Consider the following 17,652-nt stretch of genomic DNA (forward strand, 5'->3'; position numbering starts at 1 on the left):
GGCTGGACAGAGGGGGGTGGGCGGGAACTCGGCCTTTGCCCAAGTTCCCATTCTCTCGCGAACTCTCATCCGCGCGAGTGTGTCACGATTCCAAATAAGTGTCCGCCCAGTTCGATACCGCCCAGCGCGGGTTGTTGGCGATGTTGCCGACCGTATCGCGGGCGACGGAGATGAAGCTCCACTCGGCGACGTTGATCAGCGGCAAATCGGCCGCGACCTTCTTCTGGAATTCCTTGTAGAGCTCCGTGCGGGCCGACGGATCGAGTGTCTCCGATGCTTTCGCGATCAGCGCGTCGAGGTCGGCGTTCTTGTAGCCGCCCTGGTTGGAGAAGGGCACGCCGTCGGGAATGCCGCTCTGCACTAGGATGGTGGTCGAGATCGCCGGGTCGCCACGGAACACCGGCGGGCCGACGGCGAGATCGAAAGCGTGGTCGGTATAGACGGCCTTGATGTGCGCGGCGGAGTCGTTGTTGACGATCTCGGCGTCGATGCCGATCGCGGCGAGCGCCTGGCGCAGGTAATCGCCGAACTGCTTCGTCTCGTTGAAGTAGGGCGCCGGCAGCAGCTTCAGGGCAAAGCGCTTGCCGTCGTCTGCGCGCTTGTAGCCGGCTTCGTCCAGCAGCGCATTGGCCTTGGCGATATCGAAGGGATAGGTCGGCACGTCGGCGGTGTAGAATTGCGGATCGTTCTTCGGCACCGGGCCGGTTGCGGTCGCGGCGTAGCCGAGAAAGATCGTTTTGACGACGAAATCCTTGTCGATGGCATGCGCGATCGCCTGCCGCACTTTCAGATCGGCCAGCTCCTTGCGGCGGTGGTTGATCTCGACGACGAGCTGGTAGGTCAGCCCCTCATAGCCTTTGGTGATGACCTTCAGGCCGGGCACCTTGGAGATGCGGTCGAGGTCGGCGAGCGGCACGGCGGAGAAGGCGGCGAGCTGGATCTCTTCCGCCTCGAGCGCCGCGGCGGCGGACGTGCGATCAGGGAGCACCTGGTAGACGATCTCGTCGAGATAAGGCTCGTCCTTGCCCCAATAGGCGTCGTTCCGGGTCAGCCGGTAATATTGGCCGGCCTTGTATTCGGCGAATTTGAACGGACCGGTGCCGACGGGCGCGTTATTGGCCGGGTTCTCCTCGATCTTGCCCACCTCATAGAGGTGCTTCGGCACGACGCTCGACAGCGCCGGCAGTGCGTTGCGGATCAGCTGGAACGGCGTCGGCTTGGCGAATTTGAAGATTGCGGTGAGCTCGTCCGGCGTGTCGATGGCCTCCAGGTCCTTGAATACGGTGCGGCCGAGATTTTGCAGCGGCTTCCAGATCTGCAGCGCCGAGAAGGCGACGTCGGCCGAGGTGAAGGGCTTGCCGTCATGCCATTTGACGCCGTCGCGCAATTTGAAGGTCACCGACAGGCCGTCGGCAGCGCCTTCCCATGAAAGCGCGAGCCGCGGCTGCAGCCCGTCCTTGCCATCGAAGGCGGCTTCGGCCAGCGTCTCGACGATCTTGCTGGAAATGAAGAAGACGCCGTTGGAGGCGACGATCGCCGGGTTGAGGTTGCGCGGTTCGGAATCCGCGGCGACGATCAGCCGGCCGCCCTTCTTGGGCGTCTGCGCAAGGCCGATGGTGGGCAATGCGGTGGAGGCCAGCAGCAGCGCCGAGCCGGCCAGCAGGCCGCGGCGTGAAATCGTCAATTCGGACATCGCTCAAACTCCCCTCTTCGCGCCTTAGCAGGCGCTGCAATCCGGTGATTATGGCCCTTGGCAAAGGTTTCGCCAGAGACGGATTTGGCGCATCATGGCTTGGCTTTGAAATTTCCGTCCGCTGGACCAGCCAGCCGAAAGAGGCTCTCACGCTCTTATCTGGCAGGACCAGATTTCAGAGAAGCGTGATCGGGATTTGGACAGAAACCGCCTTTGGCGCAAAGCGATCAATTCTGGCTGGACCAGAGTGGCCAAAAAGATGCAGATTTGGCCACAGCCATACATCATGACGTTCGGCGCTCCTGAGGCCGATGAAAACAAGGAGAGGCAGATGAACATCGCTCCGGGCAAAGCCGAGGTCAGCAATGTCCCGTTCGATCAGGCGCGGGTGGATCGGCTGATGGAAGAGGCCGGCATCGACGTGCTCTTCGCCACCTCCAAGCACAACACGCAATATCTGCTCGGCGGCTACAGGTTCATCTTCTTCGCGGCGATGGATGCGATCGGTCACAGCCGCTATTTGCCGATCGTCCTTTACGAAAAGGGCGGGCCGGAACATGCAGCCTATATCGGCAACAAGATGGAAGGCGGCGAACATCAGAATCATCCGTTCTGGACGCCGACCTTGCATGCCGCCTGCTGGGGCACGCTCGATGCCGCCAATCTGGCGGTGGAGCATCTCAAACAGATCGGCAAGCAAGCCGCCCGCATCGGCATCGAGCCGGCCTTCCTGCCGTCGGATGCCTACACGCTGATCCGCAAGGCGCTGCCGGATGCAAAGCTGATCGACGCGACCGACATGCTGGAGCGTATGCGCGCCATCAAGACCGAGGCGGAACTCGAACAACTGCGCATCGCTTCCGAGCTGATCACCGATTCCATGCTGGCGACGATTGGCTGGGCGCGCGAGGGCACGAGCAAGACCGACATCATCGAGCGGCTGAGGCGCGAGGAGACTAGTCGCGGCGCGCATTTCGAATATTGCCTGCTGACGCTGGGTTCCAGCCACAACCGCGCCGCGTCCAGCCAGGCGTGGAAGAAGGGCGAAGTGATGTCGATCGATTCCGGCGGCAACTACCACGGCTATATCGGCGACCTCTGCCGGATGGGTGTGCTTGGCGAGCCGGATGCCGAGCTCGAGGATCTTCTGGCCGAAGTCGAAGCGGTGCAGCAGGCGGCGTTTTCCAAGGTCAAGGCCGGCATACTGGGCGGAGACATGATCGCGCATGCGGAGAGCGTGCTGAAGGCTTCGAAGGTCGCGGCCTACACGGATTTCTTCGCTCACGGCATGGGGCTGATCACGCATGAGGCGCCGTTCCTGATGACCAATCACCCGGTCGCCTATGAGGGCACCTATGCAGCCAAGCCGCTGGAAAAGAACATGGTGCTGTCGGTAGAGACGACCATGCTTCACCCGTCGCGCGGCTTCATCAAGCTGGAGGACACGGTGGCGGTAACCGACGCCGGCTATGTGATGTTCGGGGATCGCGGGCGCGGGTGGAATCGGGGCGGGATTTCTTAAGGAGAAGGTCGGCGCTGCCCTCATCCGCCCTTCGGGCACCTTCTCCCCGTAGAAGGGGGAGAAGGAAAGACCGTTACTGACCCGCCGGCAGCAGCCTGAAATCCGGCAGGTCGCGCAGCGCCAGCTCCGGTCCGGCCGGCGAATAGACGACGAAGAGCTGCATCGGCTGGTCGCCGGTGTTCAGCGTCGAATGGAAGCGGCTTTCCGGCACGTAGATGGTGCAGCCGGGGCCGACTTTCGCCACCACCGGATTGCCGTTCTCGTCCTCGACCATCTGCTCGCCATTGCCGGAGATGACGAAGATGATCTCTTCGGCGCCCGGATGGTTGTGGCGGGTATGCCCTTTGCGGGGCGGCAGGTCGACGACGCCACCGGAAAAGCTCTCCGCGCCGTTCACTTCCGGCGCGACCGTGAGCGACAGCTTGCCCCAATCAAAGCCGAAGGCGCTGACATCCTTCGGGTAGACGAACACCTTGCTCTTATCGGCCATTGCCTCATGCCTTCCTTTTCGTTTTTGTCGGAGCATCGGATTTTCCCTAGACCGGCTTCCACTTTTGGGTCCGATGCTCCAGCGAAACCGCCTTGAAATCCGCCGTCTGCCTGGCGATCGCCGCTTCGGCCGGCAGCCGTTCCATCGAGCTTGCGCCATAGAAGCCGTGCAGCCCCTCGCAGCGCTCGAGGATGTAGCGCGCGTCTTCCGGCATCGAGATCGGCCCGCCATGGCAAAGCAGGATAATGTCCTTGCGCACCGAGCGCGCCGCATCGGCAATGGCGTCGATCTCCTTCACGCAGGCGTCGAGCGTTTTCGCCGAGGTGGCGCCGATCGAGCCGCCGGTCGTCACACCCATATGGGCGACAACGATGTCGGCTCCAGCTTTCGTCATGGCGCGCGCCTCGTCGGGGTTGAAGACATAAGGTGTGGTGAGCAGGTCGAGCTTGTGCGCCTCGGCGATCATGTCGACCTCGAGCCCAAAACCCATGCCGGTCTCCTCGAAGCTTTGGCGCATGGTGCCGTCGAACAGGCCGACGGTCGGAAAATTCTGCACGCCGGAAAAGCCCATCGTCTTCAACTCGGCCAGAAGCAGCGGCATGATGACGAAGGGGTCAGTGCCGTTGACGCCGGCCAGCACCGGCGTCTTCTTCACCACCGGCAGCACCTCATAGGCCATCTCCTTGACGATCTCGTTGGCGTTGCCATAGGCGAGCAGGCCGGCGGCCGAACCGCGCCCTGCCATGCGGTAGCGGCCGGAATTGTAGATGATGATCAGGTCAATGCCGCCGGCTTCCTCGGCCTTGGCCGACAGGCCGGTGCCGGCGCCGCCGCCGATGATCGGCACACGGTCGGCGATCATCTTGCGGAATTTCTCCAGTATCGTTTTGCGTGGGATGGCAGCCATGCTTGTCGTCTCTCATGTCCTGGCGATGTCGAGAAATGCCTCGACCGCAGCCTTGGCGAAGGCGGGGTCGTTGATGTGCAGCGGCAGGCGGGTGACGGTGCGGTCCCTGGTCGGACCGATCGTGCGCTCAATGGCGTCAAACAGCTCGGCGTCGGCTTCCGGATCGAAGAAGGCGCCGCCTTCGATATCGAGCGCCGATACGCCCTTCTCCGGAATCAGGAAACGGACCGGACCGTCGCATCGGGCGAGGCGGCCGCCGATCCATTCGCCGATCCGGCGGCATTCTTCGGCGGTGGTGCGCATCAGCGTGACATTGGGATTGTGCTCGTAGAAGAGCCGCCCACGATATTTTTCCGGGATTGTCGGCGGCGCCCAGAAGTTGACCATGTCGAGCGCGCCGACCGAGCCGACATAGGGCAATTTCGTACGGGCAACCGCGCCGAAGCGATCTTCCGTGGCCGGCAGCACTCCGCCGAACAGGAAATCGCAGACCTCGGTCGTGGTGATGTCGAGGACACCCGCCAGCAGACCGCTGTCGGCGAGCTTCTCCATTGAGCGGCCGCCGGTGCCGGTGGCATGGAAGACCATGCAGTCATAGTCGGCGCGCAAGCGCTCGACGATCGCGGTCACACAGGGCGTGGTGACGCCGAACATGGTGAGCCCCAGCGCCGGCTTGCCGGCGTCGGTCGAGGCGGGCCTCGCAGCCATGCCGGCGATCGCCTGGGCGGCATTGTGCAGCACAATGCGGGAGAGCCTGTTCAGTCCCGCCATGTCGGTGACCGACGGCATCATGATGATGTCGGAGATGTCGACGTAAGGCGCGGTATCGCCGGAGGCCAATGTCGAGACCATGATCTTCGGCAGGCCGAGCGGCAGCGCCCGCATGCCGGCGGTGACGATCGAGGTGCCGCCGCCGCCGCCGATGCCGATCACCCCGGCGATGTCGTCACGTGACTGGATGAAATTGGCGAAGGCCGCGCCCATGCCGGCAACGGCGGTGCCGCGATCGTCGATGCCGAGAACAGCGCCGGCTCCCTTGGGATGATGCGCGGCGACCTCGCTGGCAGGGATATCCACCGGGACGGTCGCGCCTCGCGTGCCGATATCGACACGGACGACCGCGCCGCCGGCCTTGGCGACGGCATCGGCCAGGAAGGCGAGTTCCTCGCCTTTGGTGTCGGCGGTGCCGATCACATAGATGCGCTTCATCCGCGGTTCCCCGTCCGGCATGGCCGGCTTTGCCGCCGGCCTTTTTTGCCCCACCCTAAAGCTTCTCGGCAAAAGCGTCGTCGCTGGTGGGGACCGTATTTTTTGCCCCACCCTTAAGCTCCTCGGCAAAAACCTCGTCGCTGGTGGGGACCCCGTTATTGCCCGGCGTCGCGCCATTGCAAATTTTTGAGACGCGCGTATCGTATTGACATGGATGTCTCACGTCAACAAGCCGCCTCCAGCGATGATGCCGCCCAGGCGCCGGCCGTCGAAAAGGGGCCGCGCGCCCGCACAAGGCGGCTGATGCTGGAAACGGCAACGAGGCTGATGCAGTCCGGCATGACCCCTTCGGTCAGCGAGGTCGCGGAGGCGGCGGAGGTGTCGCGCGCGACCGCCTACCGCTATTTCCCCAGCCAGGCGGCGCTGGTGCAGGCTGTAGTCGATGAAGGGCTCGGCCCGATCCTCACCTGGAAGTCGGCATCCGACGATGCCGAGCGGCGCGTGGCGGATCTGTTCGCGACCGCGATGCCGCGCATCGAGGCCTTCGAGGCGACGTTCAAGGCGGCGCTGAAACTGTCCCTCGATCAATGGGCGCGGCGCCAGGCAGGCACGCTCGGATCGGAGCCTGCCTTCACGCGCGGCCATCGCGTCGACCTGTTGAAGGATGCGATCGGGCCGCTCAAGGGCCGCCTGAAGCCCCGCCAGTTCAAACGCCTGGCGCAGGCGCTGTCGCTGATGTTCGGGGTCGAGGTGGTGACGGTGCTGAAGGATATCTGGGGACTGGATAGCGCCGAGATGGTGTCGGTGGCGCAATGGGCGGCGGGCGCGCTGGTGCGCGCCGCAATGGCGGAATCAGATGCAAAATCGACAGGAATGTCGGCGACGCCTGAGGCGACGATCGGTTAAATCTGGTTCGACCAGATTGCTGGGACAGTTTTGAATGTTAATTGGAGTGAACGGCTCGTCACAAGGCCTTTGCATATCAAGGAGTAGGAAAAACGTGGGAAAACAGGCAGATGTCGTAATATTTGGCTTATTTGGCTGCCGTCGGCCACTCAAGAAAGCGCTTGACGTCAAGGCAGAATTGGTAATACCAGATCAAGATGAATAAAGCGGATCGAAAGTGAAGGCTGCGATCTATTTCCGGCAGGGCGAGGAGGCCTGGAACCGGAGAGATGCCATCACAGGAGGAACTACCAGGGCCGGCTTCGCTGCCGTCCCCGCATGACACGGTAGAATGCGCACAAGGGAGGAAAACTATGCGCAAGTTAGTGACCAGCGTGCTTGCTGGTATCGGCCTAGCGCTTGCCTGCGGGACGTCCGTCCGCGCGCAGGATAAGGAGCTCACCATCTTCTGGGCGGAATGGGATCCGGCCAACTACCTGCAGGAACTCGTCAACGACTACACGGCCGAAACCGGCGTGAAGGTTACGGTTCAGACGACGCCGTGGCCCGACTTCCAGACCAAGGCCTTCACCGAGTTCAACGCGCATGGCGACGCCTACGACATGGTCGTCGGCGATTCGCAATGGCTCGGCGCCGGTTCGACGCAAGGCCACTATGTCGACCTGACCGACTTCTTCAACCAGCACAAGCTTGGCAACGTGATGGCGCCGGCCACCATCAAATACTATGCCGAGTATCCCGGCGGCTCCGGCAAGTACTGGGCAATCCCGCTGGAAGGCGATGCCATCGGCTGGTCCTATCGCAAGGATTGGTTCGAGGACCCGAAGGAGAAGGAAGCCTTCAAGGCCAAATACGGCTACGACCTCGCCGTGCCGACGACCTACGCGCAGTTGCGCGACATCGCCGAGTTCTTCTACCGTCCGGACCAGAAGCGCTACGGCGTCGCTATCTACACCGACAACTCCTATGACGCGATGGCGATGGGTGTCGAAAGCGCCATCTTCAGCTATGGCGGCGATCTCGGCGACTACGCAACCTATAAGGTCGACGGCATCACGAATTCGAAAGAGGCTGCCGCTGGCCTCGACATGTACAAGCAACTCTACAAGTTCACGCCTCCGGGCTGGGGCAAGACCTTCTTCGTGGAAGACAATCAGGCGATCACAGGTGGCCTCGCCGCGATGAGCATGAACTTCTTCGCCTTCTTCCCGCCGTTGGTGAATAAAGCCACTAACCCTTATGCCGACGTCACCGGCTTCTTCGCCAATCCGGCCGGGCCCGACGGCAAGCGCTTCGCCGCTCTCGGTGGCCAGGGCATCTCCGTCGTCTCGTATTCGAAGAATAAGGACGAGGCGATGAAGTTCCTTGAGTGGTTCATCAAGGACGAGACGCAGAAGAAGTGGGCCGAGCTCGGCGGTTACACATGCAGTCAGGCCGTGCTGAAGTCTGAAGCCTTCCAGAACGCAACGCCCTACAACAAGGCGTTCTACGACACGATGTTCATGGTCAAGGACTTCTGGGCAACGCCTGAATACGCCGAAGTGCTCGATCAGTTGAACCAGAACATCTATCCGTTCGTGGTCGGCGGCAAGGGCACCGCCCAGGAGGCGCTCGACAAGACCGCCGCCGACTGGAAGGCGACCTTCACCAAGTACAACCGCTACAAGTAAGCATCACAGTCAGAATGCCGGAGGAGGGTTTCCCCTCCGGCATTCCTATTTTCAGGAGACAAAGTTGGCTTCGGTAGCCCTCACCAATCTTGATCCCGCGTCCAGGGCCGCCGCGCGCGGCTGGTCCGATCTGACCATCCGCAACCTGTTCATCATCCCGACGCTGATCTTTCTGATCGTCTTCAACATTTTTCCGCTGATTTATTCGCTCGGCTATTCCTTCACCAATTTCGCGGCCAACCGCGCGGAGCCCTGGCAGTTCGTCGGCTTACAGAATTATCGCGAGCTGCTGAGCGACGACCACATCTGGTCGAACTTCGTCATCACGGCCAAATACGTCATCGTGTCCGTGGCCGGGCAGATGATCGTTGGCTTCGGCCTCGCCCTTCTGCTCAACCGCAGCTTCCCGATGAAGGGCCTGATCACCACGCTTCTGTTGTTGCCGATGATGATGTCGGCGGCGGTCGTCGGCCTGTTCTGGCAATTGCTTTACAGCCCGTCCTGGGGACCGATCAACTATGTGTTCGGGCTTGGCGACTTCGCCTGGCTCTCCAATCCCGACAGCGCGCTCTACGCGGTCGCGATCACCGATATCTGGATGTGGTCGCCCTTCGTCATGCTGCTCTCACTCGCCGGACTCTCGGCGGTGCCGCAGCATCTCTACGAAGCGGCCGCGATCGACCGTGCCGGATGGTGGTATACCTTCACCCGCATCACCTTGCCGCTGGTTTCGCCGATCCTTTTGATCGCGCTGATCTTCCGCACCATGGAAGCCTTCAAGACCTTCGACATTGCCTACACGATGACCACCCAGCCGACGGCCGAGCTGATCGCGATCCGGCTCTACAAGCAGGCCTTCCAGCAATGGGACACGGGCAAGTCCTGCGCGCTGGCCTACATCGTGCTGATCATGGTGCTGGCCATCACCAACCTCTACGTGAAGTATCTCAACAAGGTGAAGGAGCGCTGACATGGCCGCCGTCCGCACTTCTTCCGAGGTCGCCTTCAACCGCATCGCCATCGCCGCGGTGCTGATAGCTACGCTGGTCTTTCTGGCGCCGATCTATTGGATCGCCTCCACGGCTTTCAAGCCGAAGGAACTCGCCGTCAGCGTGCCGCCGACCGTGCTGTTCGAGCCAGAGGTGACACCGTTCGTGCGGCTCTTTACCAAGCGCGTGCAGATGCAGAAACCCGTCGACCCGCAAGCCTATGATGCCGCGCCCTGGTGGGAGAAGCGCATCTATGACGGCGGGGAGCGCGTGCTGAAGGTCGGCAAGGACGTTCAGCTGTCGCAATATCCCGACCGGTTCATGAACAGCCTGATCGTGGCGGTGATCAGCACGGTGCTGGCGGTGGGTATGGGAACCTTCACCGCCTACGGCTTCTCCCGCTTCAAGATCGCCGGCGAAGCGGATCTGCTGTTCTTCATCCTGTCGACGCGCATGCTGCCGCCGGTGGTGGTCGCGATCCCGATGTTCCTGATGTACCGGATGGTCGGCCTCAACGATTCGCATATCGGGCTAATCATCCTCTACGTCGCCTTCAACCTGTCCTTCTCGGTCTGGCTGATGAAGGGCTTTATGGACGAGATCCCGAAGGAGTATGAGGAGGCAGCACTCGTCGACGGCTACACGCGCATGCAGGCCTTCTTCAAGATCGTGCTGCCCGAGGCCGCGACCGGCATCGCCGCCACCGCCGTGTTCTGCTTCATCACCGCCTGGAACGAATACGCCTTCGCTCTGATCATGACCAACCGGCGGGCGCAGACGGCGCCGCCCTTCATTCCGTCGCAGATCGGCTCCGGCCTGCCGGACTGGACGACGATCGCGGCGGGCACCTTCCTGTTCCTGCTGCCGGTTGCGATCTTCACCTTCCTGCTGCGCAATCATCTGCTGCGCGGCGTGACGTTCGGAGCGATCCGCAAATGAGTTTTCGCGCCATCAACGAAAAATACCTGTTGCCGGCCTCGCAGATACTCATGGTGCTGGGCATCGTCGCGCTCTGCCAGCCATGGAGCCTTAACCTGCATTCCTACGGCGTGACGATCATCCTGGCCGGGCTGATCGGCTTCAACATCACGTCGAAGATTCCGCCGGAGCGCGGCGAGGAAACCGGCGCCGCGGCGCATGAGGGAGCCCGGTAGTGACACAGATCGAACTTCGCGGCATCGAGAAATTCTTCGGTGCCGTCCAGGTCATCCACAATTTGGACCTCGCCATCACCGACAACGAATTCATCGTGCTGCTCGGACAGTCGGGCTGCGGCAAGACCACGACGCTGCGCGCGATAGCCGGGCTGGAGACGATCGACAAGGGCGACATCCTGATCGACGGGAAGGCGGTGCAGCACCTCAAGGCCGCTGATCGCGACATCGCCATGGTGTTCCAGTCCTTCTCGCTCTACCCGCATATGACGGTGTTCGAGAACGTCGCCTTTCCGCTGCGCGCAACGCGCATGAGCAGCGGCGAGGTCGACAAGTCCGTGCGCGAGGTCGCCCGGGTCCTGCGCATCACCGATCTGCTCGACAAGAGGCCGTCGGCGCTCTCGGGCGGCGACATGCAGCGCGTGGCCATCGGTCGTGCGCTGGTGCGGCGCCCGAAGGCAATGCTGATGGACGAGCCGATCGGCGCGCTCGACGCCAAGCTGCGCGAGGAGATGCGCGCCGAGATCAAGCGCCTGCACGTCAAGCAAGGGTCGACCACGATCTATGTCACGCACGACCAGATTGAGGCGATGAGCCTCGCCGACCGCATCGTCATCATGCATGAAGGCTTCATCCAGCAGGTCGGCACGCCGGACGATGTCTATTCGCATCCGGCAAACCTGTTCGTGGCGCAGTTCGTCGGCAGCCCGGTGATGAACATCGCCGAGGCCAGTGTCGCGGATCAGGCGGGCGCTGCCTCCGTTACCGTTGGCGATGCGCCGGCCGGCTTCGAGTTCCCGCGCCAGCTCCTGTCCAAGCTCAACGGGCATGCAGCCAATGGCGGGCTGACGCTCGGCATCCGTCCGGAGGGGGTACTCGTCCGGCACGATGCGGCGCCGGGCTACATGCCGGTCGAGGCGAGCATCATCGAGCCGCTCGGATCCTTCGACATTGTCGACCTCAAGATCGGCTCCAAGATGCTGCGCGCCCGCACCAAGGCCGGTTACGTCTCGGGTCCCGGCGAAAAGGTCCATGTGCGCATCGATCCCGAGCAGGCGCATTTCTTCGACACGGCAAGTGGCAAGTCACTCGGAGTAAGGCTGTAATGGCCCATATCGAACTGAAGAACATCACCAAGAAGTTCGGCGGCCACACGGCGTTGATCGGACTCAACCTCGACATCGCCGACGGCGAATTCTTTGTGCTGCTCGGCGAAACCGGCGCCGGCAAGACGACGGCGTTGCGGTTGATTGCAGGGCTCGAAAAGCCGACCGAGGGCCAGGTCTTCATCGATGGCGTCGACGTCGCCGACTGGGGCGCGGCCGAACGCGACGTGGCGCTGGTGCTGCAGCAATATTCGCTCTATCCGCGCTACACGGTGCGGCAGAACCTCGAATTCCCGCTGAAGCCGAAGATCCGCCGGCTGCCGGATGCCGAGATCAAGGACCGCGTCGCCCGAGCTGCCCGCACGCTTCGTATCGAGCATCTGCTCGACCGCAAGACCGACCGGCTTTCCGGCGGCGAGATGCAGCGCGTTTCGATCGGCCGCGCGATCGTGCGCAAGCCGCGCGTGTTTCTGATGGACGAGCCGCTGTCGGCGCTCGACGCCAAGCTGCGCGAAGCGCTGCGCACGGAATTGAAGAACCTGCAGATGCAGCTCGGCGCCACGTTCCTGTTCGTCACGCATGACCAGATCGAGGCCATGTCGATGGGCGACAAGGTCGGCGTGCTCAACCATGGCCGGATCGTCCAGACCGGCACGCCGCATGAGATCTACAACAATCCGCGCGACACCTATGTCGCGAGCTTCGTCGGCTCGCCACCGATGAACCTCATCGACGGCAGGCTGGTTAACGACCGCGCAGTGATGGCGCCGGTGAATTTCGAACTGCCGCTCACAATTGGCGCCAAGAGCTTTGGCGGGGGCCGGGCGAGCGGCGCGACCGATGGTCGCCCGCTCGTCTTCGGCATTCGTCCGGAGGACGTCTATCTGGAGAGCGGCGCGCCGGTCGAGGCACGCGTCCACGATGTCGAGAACCATGGCGTGGAGAAGATCCTGACGCTCAGGATCGGCGACACGATGCTGCGGGCGACCGTGCCGGCCAGGACCGATGTCGCGATCGAACAGCCGGTGCGCTTTGCCTGGAACCCGGACAAGGTGGTGATGTTCGACAAGGGCAGCGGCGTCAGCCTGCGGCACGCCGGCTAGAAGTCGGGCTTAGCCGGCGACCTTGCTGGCGGCACTGGTGGCCTTCCTGATGGGGCCCAAGCCGGCCGCCGAATAGGCCAGCTCGCTCGCCCTTGCGAGCATCGGCCCGGCGGCTCTCGTCGGGCCGTTAATTGGCTTCAAGCCGAGCGGCCGTCGAACTCGAACACCTCGATTGCGGTGATATCAACATCGTCGAGGCAGTTGATGTTGATGTAGGCCGTCCGCCCGTCGCCTTCGCCGACGTCCTCGGCAAAGGGATGCATGCCGCAGGTGCGGCAGAAGCGATGCGCGATCTGGCGCTTGCCGAACGTGTAGCGGCCGAGGTCGTCGCCCCAGGCGACCAGATTGAGCTTCTCATGCGGCACGGCCCACAGCAGCGCCCCCTTGCGCCGGCAGATCGAGCAGTTGCAGCGCACCGCGCCTCCGATCTCACCCTTGACCTCGAACGCTACCTTGCCGCAGTGGCAGCTGCCTTTGTACAGCATCAGCATCTTTCCATCGCTGGCAGGGTGCAAAGGCACACTTGCCGGGTTATCTCTTCGCCGGCCAACATCAGGCCGCACGCCTAAAAGACGTTGCAATTTTGCAAGGCCCGACACCGAAAATGCAATCGATCCGCGACCGTCTTGAAATCATCCTGTCACGTCTTGCCAATCGGGCGGGAGACGAGAGGGTCTATACGAAGCTCTATGCCGAGGCCGCGCGGGCAGCCGCCGATGCGTCCGACGCCCGCCGCATGGCCGGCATCAGCCTTGGGCCGCTCGACGGACGCATCGTTTCGATCAAGGATCTGTTCGACGTCGCCGGCGAACCGACGACGGCCGGGGCGCCGATCCGCGCCGGCGACACGGGACGCGGTAATCGTGCAAAGGCTGCGCCAGGCGGGAGCGGTCATTCTCGGCAAGACCAACATGACCGAATTCGCCTTCACCGCGATCGGCGACAATCTGCATTACGGCACGCCAGGCAATGCCGCCGACGCCAGCCTTGTCCCGGGCGGCTCGTCGTCGGGAGCGGGCGTTGCGGTCGGCGAGGGCACGAGCGACATCTCCATCGGTTCGGACACCGGCGGTTCGGTGCGCATCCCCGCCTCGCTCAACGGCGTCGTCGGCTTCAAGCCGACGGCGCGGCGCGTGCCTTTGACGGGCGCCTTTCCGCTGTCGATGACGCTGGATTCGATCGGTCCGCTTGCCCGCAGCGTCGCCGATTGCGCCATCGCCGATGCGATCATGGCGGGGGAAGAGCCGGTGGCCCTTCAGCCGGTTTCGCTCGCCGGCCTGCGCGTCGGCATTCCGCGCGGCATCTTGTTCGGCGAGACGCAAGCCGACGTCGCCGAAGCTTTCGAGGCCTGCATCGACAGGATCGGGCGGGCCGGCGCCCGCCCTGCCGATTTGTCCATCGACGATCTTATCGCCGAGATGCGGGCTGCCACCAGGCGCGGGACCATCGCGTCCATGGAAGGCGCGGAGGTGCATGCCGATTGGCTGGCGAGCGGCGCCTCGGTGCCGGTCGATCCGCATGTCACCGGGCCATTGACGCGCGCGCTGGCCGTTCCCGCTTCCGCCTATATCCGCACGATCCGCCGCCGCTGCGAGCTCGCGGCGGCCATGGCGGAACGGCTGGAGGCGGTCGATTTGCTGGCATTGCCGACCGTGCCGATGGTCGCGCCCTCCATCGCCGCCATGGCCGGGGACGAAGCGCTGCGCGACAAGACGGAAGGGCTGCTCCTGCGCAACACGCAGGTCGCCAACCAATTCGACCTCTGCGCGATCTCGCTGCCGATGCCCGGCACGAAGCTGCCGGCCGGATTGATGCTGGTGGGCAAGCATGGGGATGATCGTCGGCTGCTGCGCATTGCCGCCGCTGTCGAGGCTTTGCTTGGCCGTTAACTGCGGAGGCCATCAGGATGCAAGTCAGGAAAGGCTGGCCGGACAGAGGGGGTTGCTGTCTCGCCAGCATCTCAGGTCTGCACCGTCGCGATGCTCACCGCGGAACTATTCGCCGACCGGGAAGCGTCGACGGTAGTGCTCGATGACTTCCGGATTGCGCAGGTTGACCGGCAGTTTGCCGGCGAGCACCAGCAGCGCTTCGCCAGCGGCGCCGACGCCCATGCGCATCATCGATTCCTCGGTGATGCCGGCCATATGCGGGGTGACGATGACATTGTCGAAGCCGAAATAAGGATGGTTGGGCGGCAGCGGCTGCGTGGAAAAGACGTCGAGCGCGGCGCCGCCGATACGCCCCTCCCGCAGCGCTTCGATCAGCGCCTCGTCGTCCACCACCGGACCGCGCGAGACATTGATCAGCAGCGCATTGGGCTTCATGCGGCCGATGCGCTCGCGGCTGATCAGGCCGCGCGTCTCCTGCGTCAGCGGGCAGCAGAGCACGATGATGTCGCTTTGCTCGACCAGCGCGTCGATCGACAGGAAGCCGACACGCTCGGGCGCCGGACGCAGGCTGCGCGTGGTCGCCACGACATTGAGGTCGAAGCCGTGCGCGGCGATGTGGCCGACGGCCTGGCCGACCGCGCCGAGGCCGACGATGCCGATCGTCTTGCCGGCCAGCTCGCTGGTCAAGTTGGCGTGCTCGCGCCCGGCAAGCCAGCCCTTGGCGCGCAGGTCGCGGTCCATCACGCGGAAGCGCCGCAGCAACGCAAGGGCGGTGAACATCACATGCTCGGCGACCGAGCGGGCGTTGACGGCAGGCACGTTCGCGACCAGCACGCCGGCGGCGGTCGCCGCCTCGACAGGGATCATGTCCAGCCCGGCGCCGTGGCGGATCGCGGCGCGCAAATTCGCCGCGCCAGCAAACAGCTCCGGCGGCAGCGGCGCGCGCACGATGACGATGTCGGCGTCGCGGGCCTCGGCGGTCAGTGTTTTGGCATCGAGCGCGGAAGCGATCGCAAGCCGCCCGGCGCCGGCCAGCATCGCCGTGGCGCGTGAGTGCAGCGGATGCGTCGACAGGATCTTGCGCATCGGCTCAAGCCTTCTCGAGCGCCGCGCTTTTCGGTTCCTTCCCGCGGCCTTCGATGATCCCCTTCCAGTAGCTCTCGGCGCCCTGCAAATGGGCATTCATCAGGGCCTGGGCGAGATTGCCGTCGCGGCGCAGCAGCGCCTCGTAGATCTGGATGTGCTCGGCATGCGAGCGCACGCTGCGTTCGGGATCGTTGAAATAGATCGGCAGGCGCTGCTCGCCCATCAGGTAATAGACGCTGCAGATGTTGTGGAAGACGCTGTTCTTGGTCGCGCGCACGATCTCGAGGTGGAACTCGCGGTCTTCCTTGGCGAGGCCTTCACCGGCGGCGATGCGCTCTTCGGAAGCCTTCAGGATCTCGCGCAGGCGCTCGAAGTTCTCTTCGGTGGCGCGCGAGCAGGCAAGCTCGGCCGCCTTGATCTCATGGATCTTGCGCAACTCGACGGTCTCGTAGATCTGCACCGGATCGAGCGGCAGGCCGGCGCGGGCAAAAAGCGCCAGCGCTTCCACGCTCGCCTGCTTGGTGTCGATATAGATGCCGGACTTGGCGCGCCGCTCGACGATGCGCATGGCTTCGAGGATGGCGAGCGCTTCGCGGATCTGGCCGCGGCTGACGCCGAAATGCTCCGCCAGCTCTCGCTCCGAAGGCGTGCGGCCGGACTCCTTGTCCGAGTTGGAGAAGAGATAGGCGGCGAGTTCCGCTAGAAGGTTCTTTTCTTTCATCGTCAGATACGTTGCGCGTGCGCCTCCAGGTATCGCTCGGAGATGGTGAATCCCAAGCCAGGCTTTTCAGGGATCGCTATCATACCGTCCTTGGCTTCGACAGTCTCCTCGACGAGGTCGTGGATCATCGGGTTGGCGCCGAGTGAATATTCGATGATGAAGCTGGCGGGCGAGGCGGCACACACATGCAGCCCGGCAAAGAAGCAGGGCGCGCCGGCCCACAGATGCGGCGCGAAGCGCAGGTTGAAGGCGCTGGCGATGGTGCCGATCTTCATCGCCTCGCTGATGCCGCCGCAGAAGGCGGGATCCGGCTGCAAGATGTCGGCCGACTTCAGCACCGCCAGATCGCGGAAGGCGTAGCGCGTCGCCTCGCTCTCGCCGGTGGCGATCGGCGTCGAGCCCGAGGCGCGCACCTCGGCCATGCCCGGCTTGTCGTCGGCGACCACCGGTTCCTCGAACCAGGCAAGGTCGAGATCGGCGGTGAGCTTAATGAAGCGCTTGGCCTCGGCCACGGTGTAGGTGCCGTGCGCGTCGACCATTAGATCGACATCCGGCCCGATCGACTGCTTCGCGGCACGAACGCGGGCTGCCGACACATGCGGGGCGCCATCCATGGCGCCGATGCGCATCTTCAGCGCCTTGAAGCCGCCTTTGGCGATGTAGGATTTCAACTGCTCGCCGATCGCATCGGCCGCGGCCCAGCCGCCCGAGGCATAGGCCTGCATGCGCTCGACCTTGCGGCCGCCGAGCAGCCGCCAAACCGGCTGTCCGAGCGACTTGCCGAGGATGTCCCAGAGCGCGATGTCGACGGCGCTGATCGCCGCCACGCTCATGCCGCGCCGCGCCAGCTGCGGCATGGCATGGCCGGCATGTGCGGCCGTCTCATGCCGCACGCCGTTGTAGAGCATTTCCCAGATGATGCCGATGTCGGCCGGGTCGCGGCCGATGAGCTGCGGGCCGATCTCATGGTTGAGCATATGGACGAGCGCGCCATAGCTGCCGGCGCTGCCGGCGGCGTTCTTGCCCTCGCCCCAACCGACCAGGCCGTCGTCGGTGTCTATGCGCAGAATGGCGGCGTCGAACGTCGTCACCTGACCGAAGTCGCTGCGATGCTGCTTCGCGACTTCGATCGGGATACGAACCCACCAGGCCTGGACGCTTTTGATGCGCATTTTGTCCCTTCGGCCCCTCCGCCCACCGGTGGAAG

At 63.7% G+C, this 17,652-nt stretch carries 17 protein-coding genes and 1 pseudogene; 10 read left to right on the forward strand and 8 right to left on the reverse strand.

Translation table 11 applies throughout. The features are described from left to right. Positions 1–82 precede the first annotated feature (82 nt). Entirely contained in the window at positions 83–1,693 is a 1,611-nt protein-coding gene (locus LB553_RS28655) for an ABC transporter substrate-binding protein (protein WP_224518303.1), read from the reverse strand. A 331-nt stretch (positions 1,694–2,024) separates the two neighbouring features. Here LB553_RS28655 and LB553_RS28660 point away from each other — a divergent pair, with 331 nt between their 5' ends. Further along, positions 2,025–3,215 (forward strand): M24 family metallopeptidase, encoded by a 1,191-nt coding sequence (locus LB553_RS28660; RefSeq protein ID WP_224518305.1) that lies wholly within the window; start codon positions 2,025–2,027, stop codon positions 3,213–3,215. A gap of 73 nt (positions 3,216–3,288) precedes the next feature. Here the strand turns inward: LB553_RS28660 and LB553_RS28665 are convergent, their stop codons facing one another. Genes LB553_RS28665 through LB553_RS28675 form a run of 3 tightly spaced genes read right to left on the reverse strand, consistent with a single transcriptional unit; the run spans position 3,289 to position 5,821 of the window. Beyond that, positions 3,289–3,705 carry a cupin domain-containing protein gene (locus tag LB553_RS28665; protein WP_224518307.1) on the reverse strand — a complete coding sequence of 139 codons (417 nt, stop codon included), beginning with the start codon at positions 3,703–3,705 and terminating at the stop codon, positions 3,289–3,291. A gap of 46 nt (positions 3,706–3,751) precedes the next feature. Next, positions 3,752–4,612, reverse strand: a complete 861-nt coding sequence (locus LB553_RS28670; protein WP_224518309.1) for a phosphoenolpyruvate hydrolase family protein — start codon at positions 4,610–4,612, stop codon at positions 3,752–3,754. A 12-nt stretch (positions 4,613–4,624) separates the two neighbouring features. After that, entirely contained in the window at positions 4,625–5,821 is a 1,197-nt protein-coding gene (locus LB553_RS28675; RefSeq protein WP_224518311.1) for a Tm-1-like ATP-binding domain-containing protein, read from the reverse strand. Here LB553_RS28675 and LB553_RS28680 point away from each other — a divergent pair. The 8 genes from LB553_RS28680 (at position 5,811) to LB553_RS28715 (ending at position 12,749) form a co-directional block, all read left to right on the forward strand. Next, positions 5,811–6,011 carry a hypothetical protein gene (locus LB553_RS28680; protein WP_224518313.1) on the forward strand — a complete coding sequence of 67 codons (201 nt, stop codon included), beginning with the start codon at positions 5,811–5,813 and terminating at the stop codon, positions 6,009–6,011. The genes LB553_RS28675 and LB553_RS28680 overlap by 11 nt on opposite strands. Positions 6,012–6,031: 20 nt before the next feature. Continuing rightward, positions 6,032–6,727 (forward strand): TetR/AcrR family transcriptional regulator, encoded by a 696-nt coding sequence (locus LB553_RS28685; protein WP_224518315.1) that lies wholly within the window; start codon positions 6,032–6,034, stop codon positions 6,725–6,727. 353 nt (positions 6,728–7,080) lie between these two features. Then, positions 7,081–8,397, forward strand: a complete 1,317-nt coding sequence (locus LB553_RS28690; protein WP_224518316.1) for an ABC transporter substrate-binding protein — start codon at positions 7,081–7,083, stop codon at positions 8,395–8,397. A gap of 64 nt (positions 8,398–8,461) precedes the next feature. Then, the gene (locus LB553_RS28695; RefSeq protein ID WP_224518318.1) at positions 8,462–9,367 is read left to right on the forward strand and encodes a carbohydrate ABC transporter permease; all 906 of its coding nucleotides are present in this window, start codon (positions 8,462–8,464) and stop codon (positions 9,365–9,367) included. Between the two features lies 1 nt (position 9,368). Then, positions 9,369–10,325, forward strand: coding sequence for a carbohydrate ABC transporter permease (locus LB553_RS28700; RefSeq protein ID WP_224518320.1), 957 nt, complete (start codon positions 9,369–9,371; stop codon positions 10,323–10,325). After that, positions 10,322–10,540 carry a hypothetical protein gene (locus LB553_RS28705; protein WP_224518323.1) on the forward strand — a complete coding sequence of 73 codons (219 nt, stop codon included), beginning with the start codon at positions 10,322–10,324 and terminating at the stop codon, positions 10,538–10,540. The genes LB553_RS28700 and LB553_RS28705 overlap by 4 nt, the downstream gene beginning before the upstream one ends. After that, positions 10,540–11,646 (forward strand): ABC transporter ATP-binding protein, encoded by a 1,107-nt coding sequence (locus tag LB553_RS28710; RefSeq protein WP_224518325.1) that lies wholly within the window; start codon positions 10,540–10,542, stop codon positions 11,644–11,646. Before LB553_RS28705 ends, LB553_RS28710 begins: the two co-directional genes overlap by 1 nt. Further along, complete coding sequence (locus tag LB553_RS28715) at positions 11,646–12,749, forward strand: ABC transporter ATP-binding protein (RefSeq protein ID WP_224518327.1); 1,104 nt, start codon at positions 11,646–11,648, stop codon at positions 12,747–12,749. The genes LB553_RS28710 and LB553_RS28715 overlap by 1 nt, the downstream gene beginning before the upstream one ends. A gap of 137 nt (positions 12,750–12,886) precedes the next feature. Here LB553_RS28715 and LB553_RS28720 read toward each other — a convergent pair whose 3' ends face one another. Continuing rightward, complete coding sequence (locus tag LB553_RS28720) at positions 12,887–13,234, reverse strand: GFA family protein (RefSeq protein WP_224518329.1); 348 nt, start codon at positions 13,232–13,234, stop codon at positions 12,887–12,889. Between the two features lie 119 nt (positions 13,235–13,353). Between LB553_RS28720 and LB553_RS28725 the strand changes: the two are divergent. Then, positions 13,354–14,638: pseudogene (locus LB553_RS28725) on the forward strand (amidase). A 105-nt stretch (positions 14,639–14,743) separates the two neighbouring features. On the opposite strand, the gene LB553_RS28730 reads toward LB553_RS28725, so the two are convergent. From LB553_RS28730 to LB553_RS28740, 3 genes are read right to left on the reverse strand one after another with little or no spacing between them, the layout of a single operon-like run. Beyond that, positions 14,744–15,724 carry a hydroxyacid dehydrogenase gene (locus LB553_RS28730; protein WP_224518332.1) on the reverse strand — a complete coding sequence of 327 codons (981 nt, stop codon included), beginning with the start codon at positions 15,722–15,724 and terminating at the stop codon, positions 14,744–14,746. 4 nt (positions 15,725–15,728) lie between these two features. Then, positions 15,729–16,445: a FadR/GntR family transcriptional regulator gene (locus LB553_RS28735; protein ID WP_224518333.1), complete on the reverse strand. Its 717-nt coding sequence runs from the start codon at positions 16,443–16,445 to the stop codon at positions 15,729–15,731. Between the two features lie 2 nt (positions 16,446–16,447). Further along, a complete protein-coding gene (locus tag LB553_RS28740) occupies positions 16,448–17,617 on the reverse strand; it encodes a mandelate racemase/muconate lactonizing enzyme family protein (protein WP_224518335.1) in 1,170 nt (389 codons plus the stop codon). Between the last annotated feature and the right edge of the window lie 35 nt (positions 17,618–17,652).

This window comes from Mesorhizobium sp. CA8 (assembly GCF_020164955.1).
In the GTDB taxonomy this organism is placed as follows: Bacteria; Pseudomonadota; Alphaproteobacteria; order Rhizobiales; family Rhizobiaceae; genus Mesorhizobium.

Bases quoted from the DNA above. Each gene is read 5' to 3' on its own strand.
- LB553_RS28655 (WP_224518303.1), bottom strand. From the start codon at position 1,693: ATGTCCGAATTGACGATTTCACGCCGCGGCCTGCTGGCCGGCTCGGCG.
- LB553_RS28660 (WP_224518305.1), top strand. From the start codon at position 2,025: ATGAACATCGCTCCGGGCAAAGCCGAGGTCAGCAATGTCCCGTTCGAT.
- LB553_RS28665 (WP_224518307.1), bottom strand. From the start codon at position 3,705: ATGGCCGATAAGAGCAAGGTGTTCGTCTACCCGAAGGATGTCAGCGCC.
- LB553_RS28670 (WP_224518309.1), bottom strand. From the start codon at position 4,612: ATGGCTGCCATCCCACGCAAAACGATACTGGAGAAATTCCGCAAGATG.
- LB553_RS28680 (WP_224518313.1), top strand. From the start codon at position 5,811: ATGCGCTTCATCCGCGGTTCCCCGTCCGGCATGGCCGGCTTTGCCGCC.
- LB553_RS28675 (WP_224518311.1), bottom strand. From the start codon at position 5,821: ATGAAGCGCATCTATGTGATCGGCACCGCCGACACCAAAGGCGAGGAA.
- LB553_RS28685 (WP_224518315.1), top strand. From the start codon at position 6,032: ATGGATGTCTCACGTCAACAAGCCGCCTCCAGCGATGATGCCGCCCAG.
- LB553_RS28690 (WP_224518316.1), top strand. From the start codon at position 7,081: ATGCGCAAGTTAGTGACCAGCGTGCTTGCTGGTATCGGCCTAGCGCTT.
- LB553_RS28700 (WP_224518320.1), top strand. From the start codon at position 9,369: ATGGCCGCCGTCCGCACTTCTTCCGAGGTCGCCTTCAACCGCATCGCC.
- LB553_RS28705 (WP_224518323.1), top strand. From the start codon at position 10,322: ATGAGTTTTCGCGCCATCAACGAAAAATACCTGTTGCCGGCCTCGCAG.
- LB553_RS28715 (WP_224518327.1), top strand. From the start codon at position 11,646: ATGGCCCATATCGAACTGAAGAACATCACCAAGAAGTTCGGCGGCCAC.
- LB553_RS28720 (WP_224518329.1), bottom strand. From the start codon at position 13,234: ATGCTGTACAAAGGCAGCTGCCACTGCGGCAAGGTAGCGTTCGAGGTC.
- LB553_RS28730 (WP_224518332.1), bottom strand. From the start codon at position 15,724: ATGCGCAAGATCCTGTCGACGCATCCGCTGCACTCACGCGCCACGGCG.
- LB553_RS28735 (WP_224518333.1), bottom strand. From the start codon at position 16,445: ATGAAAGAAAAGAACCTTCTAGCGGAACTCGCCGCCTATCTCTTCTCC.
- LB553_RS28740 (WP_224518335.1), bottom strand. From the start codon at position 17,617: ATGCGCATCAAAAGCGTCCAGGCCTGGTGGGTTCGTATCCCGATCGAA.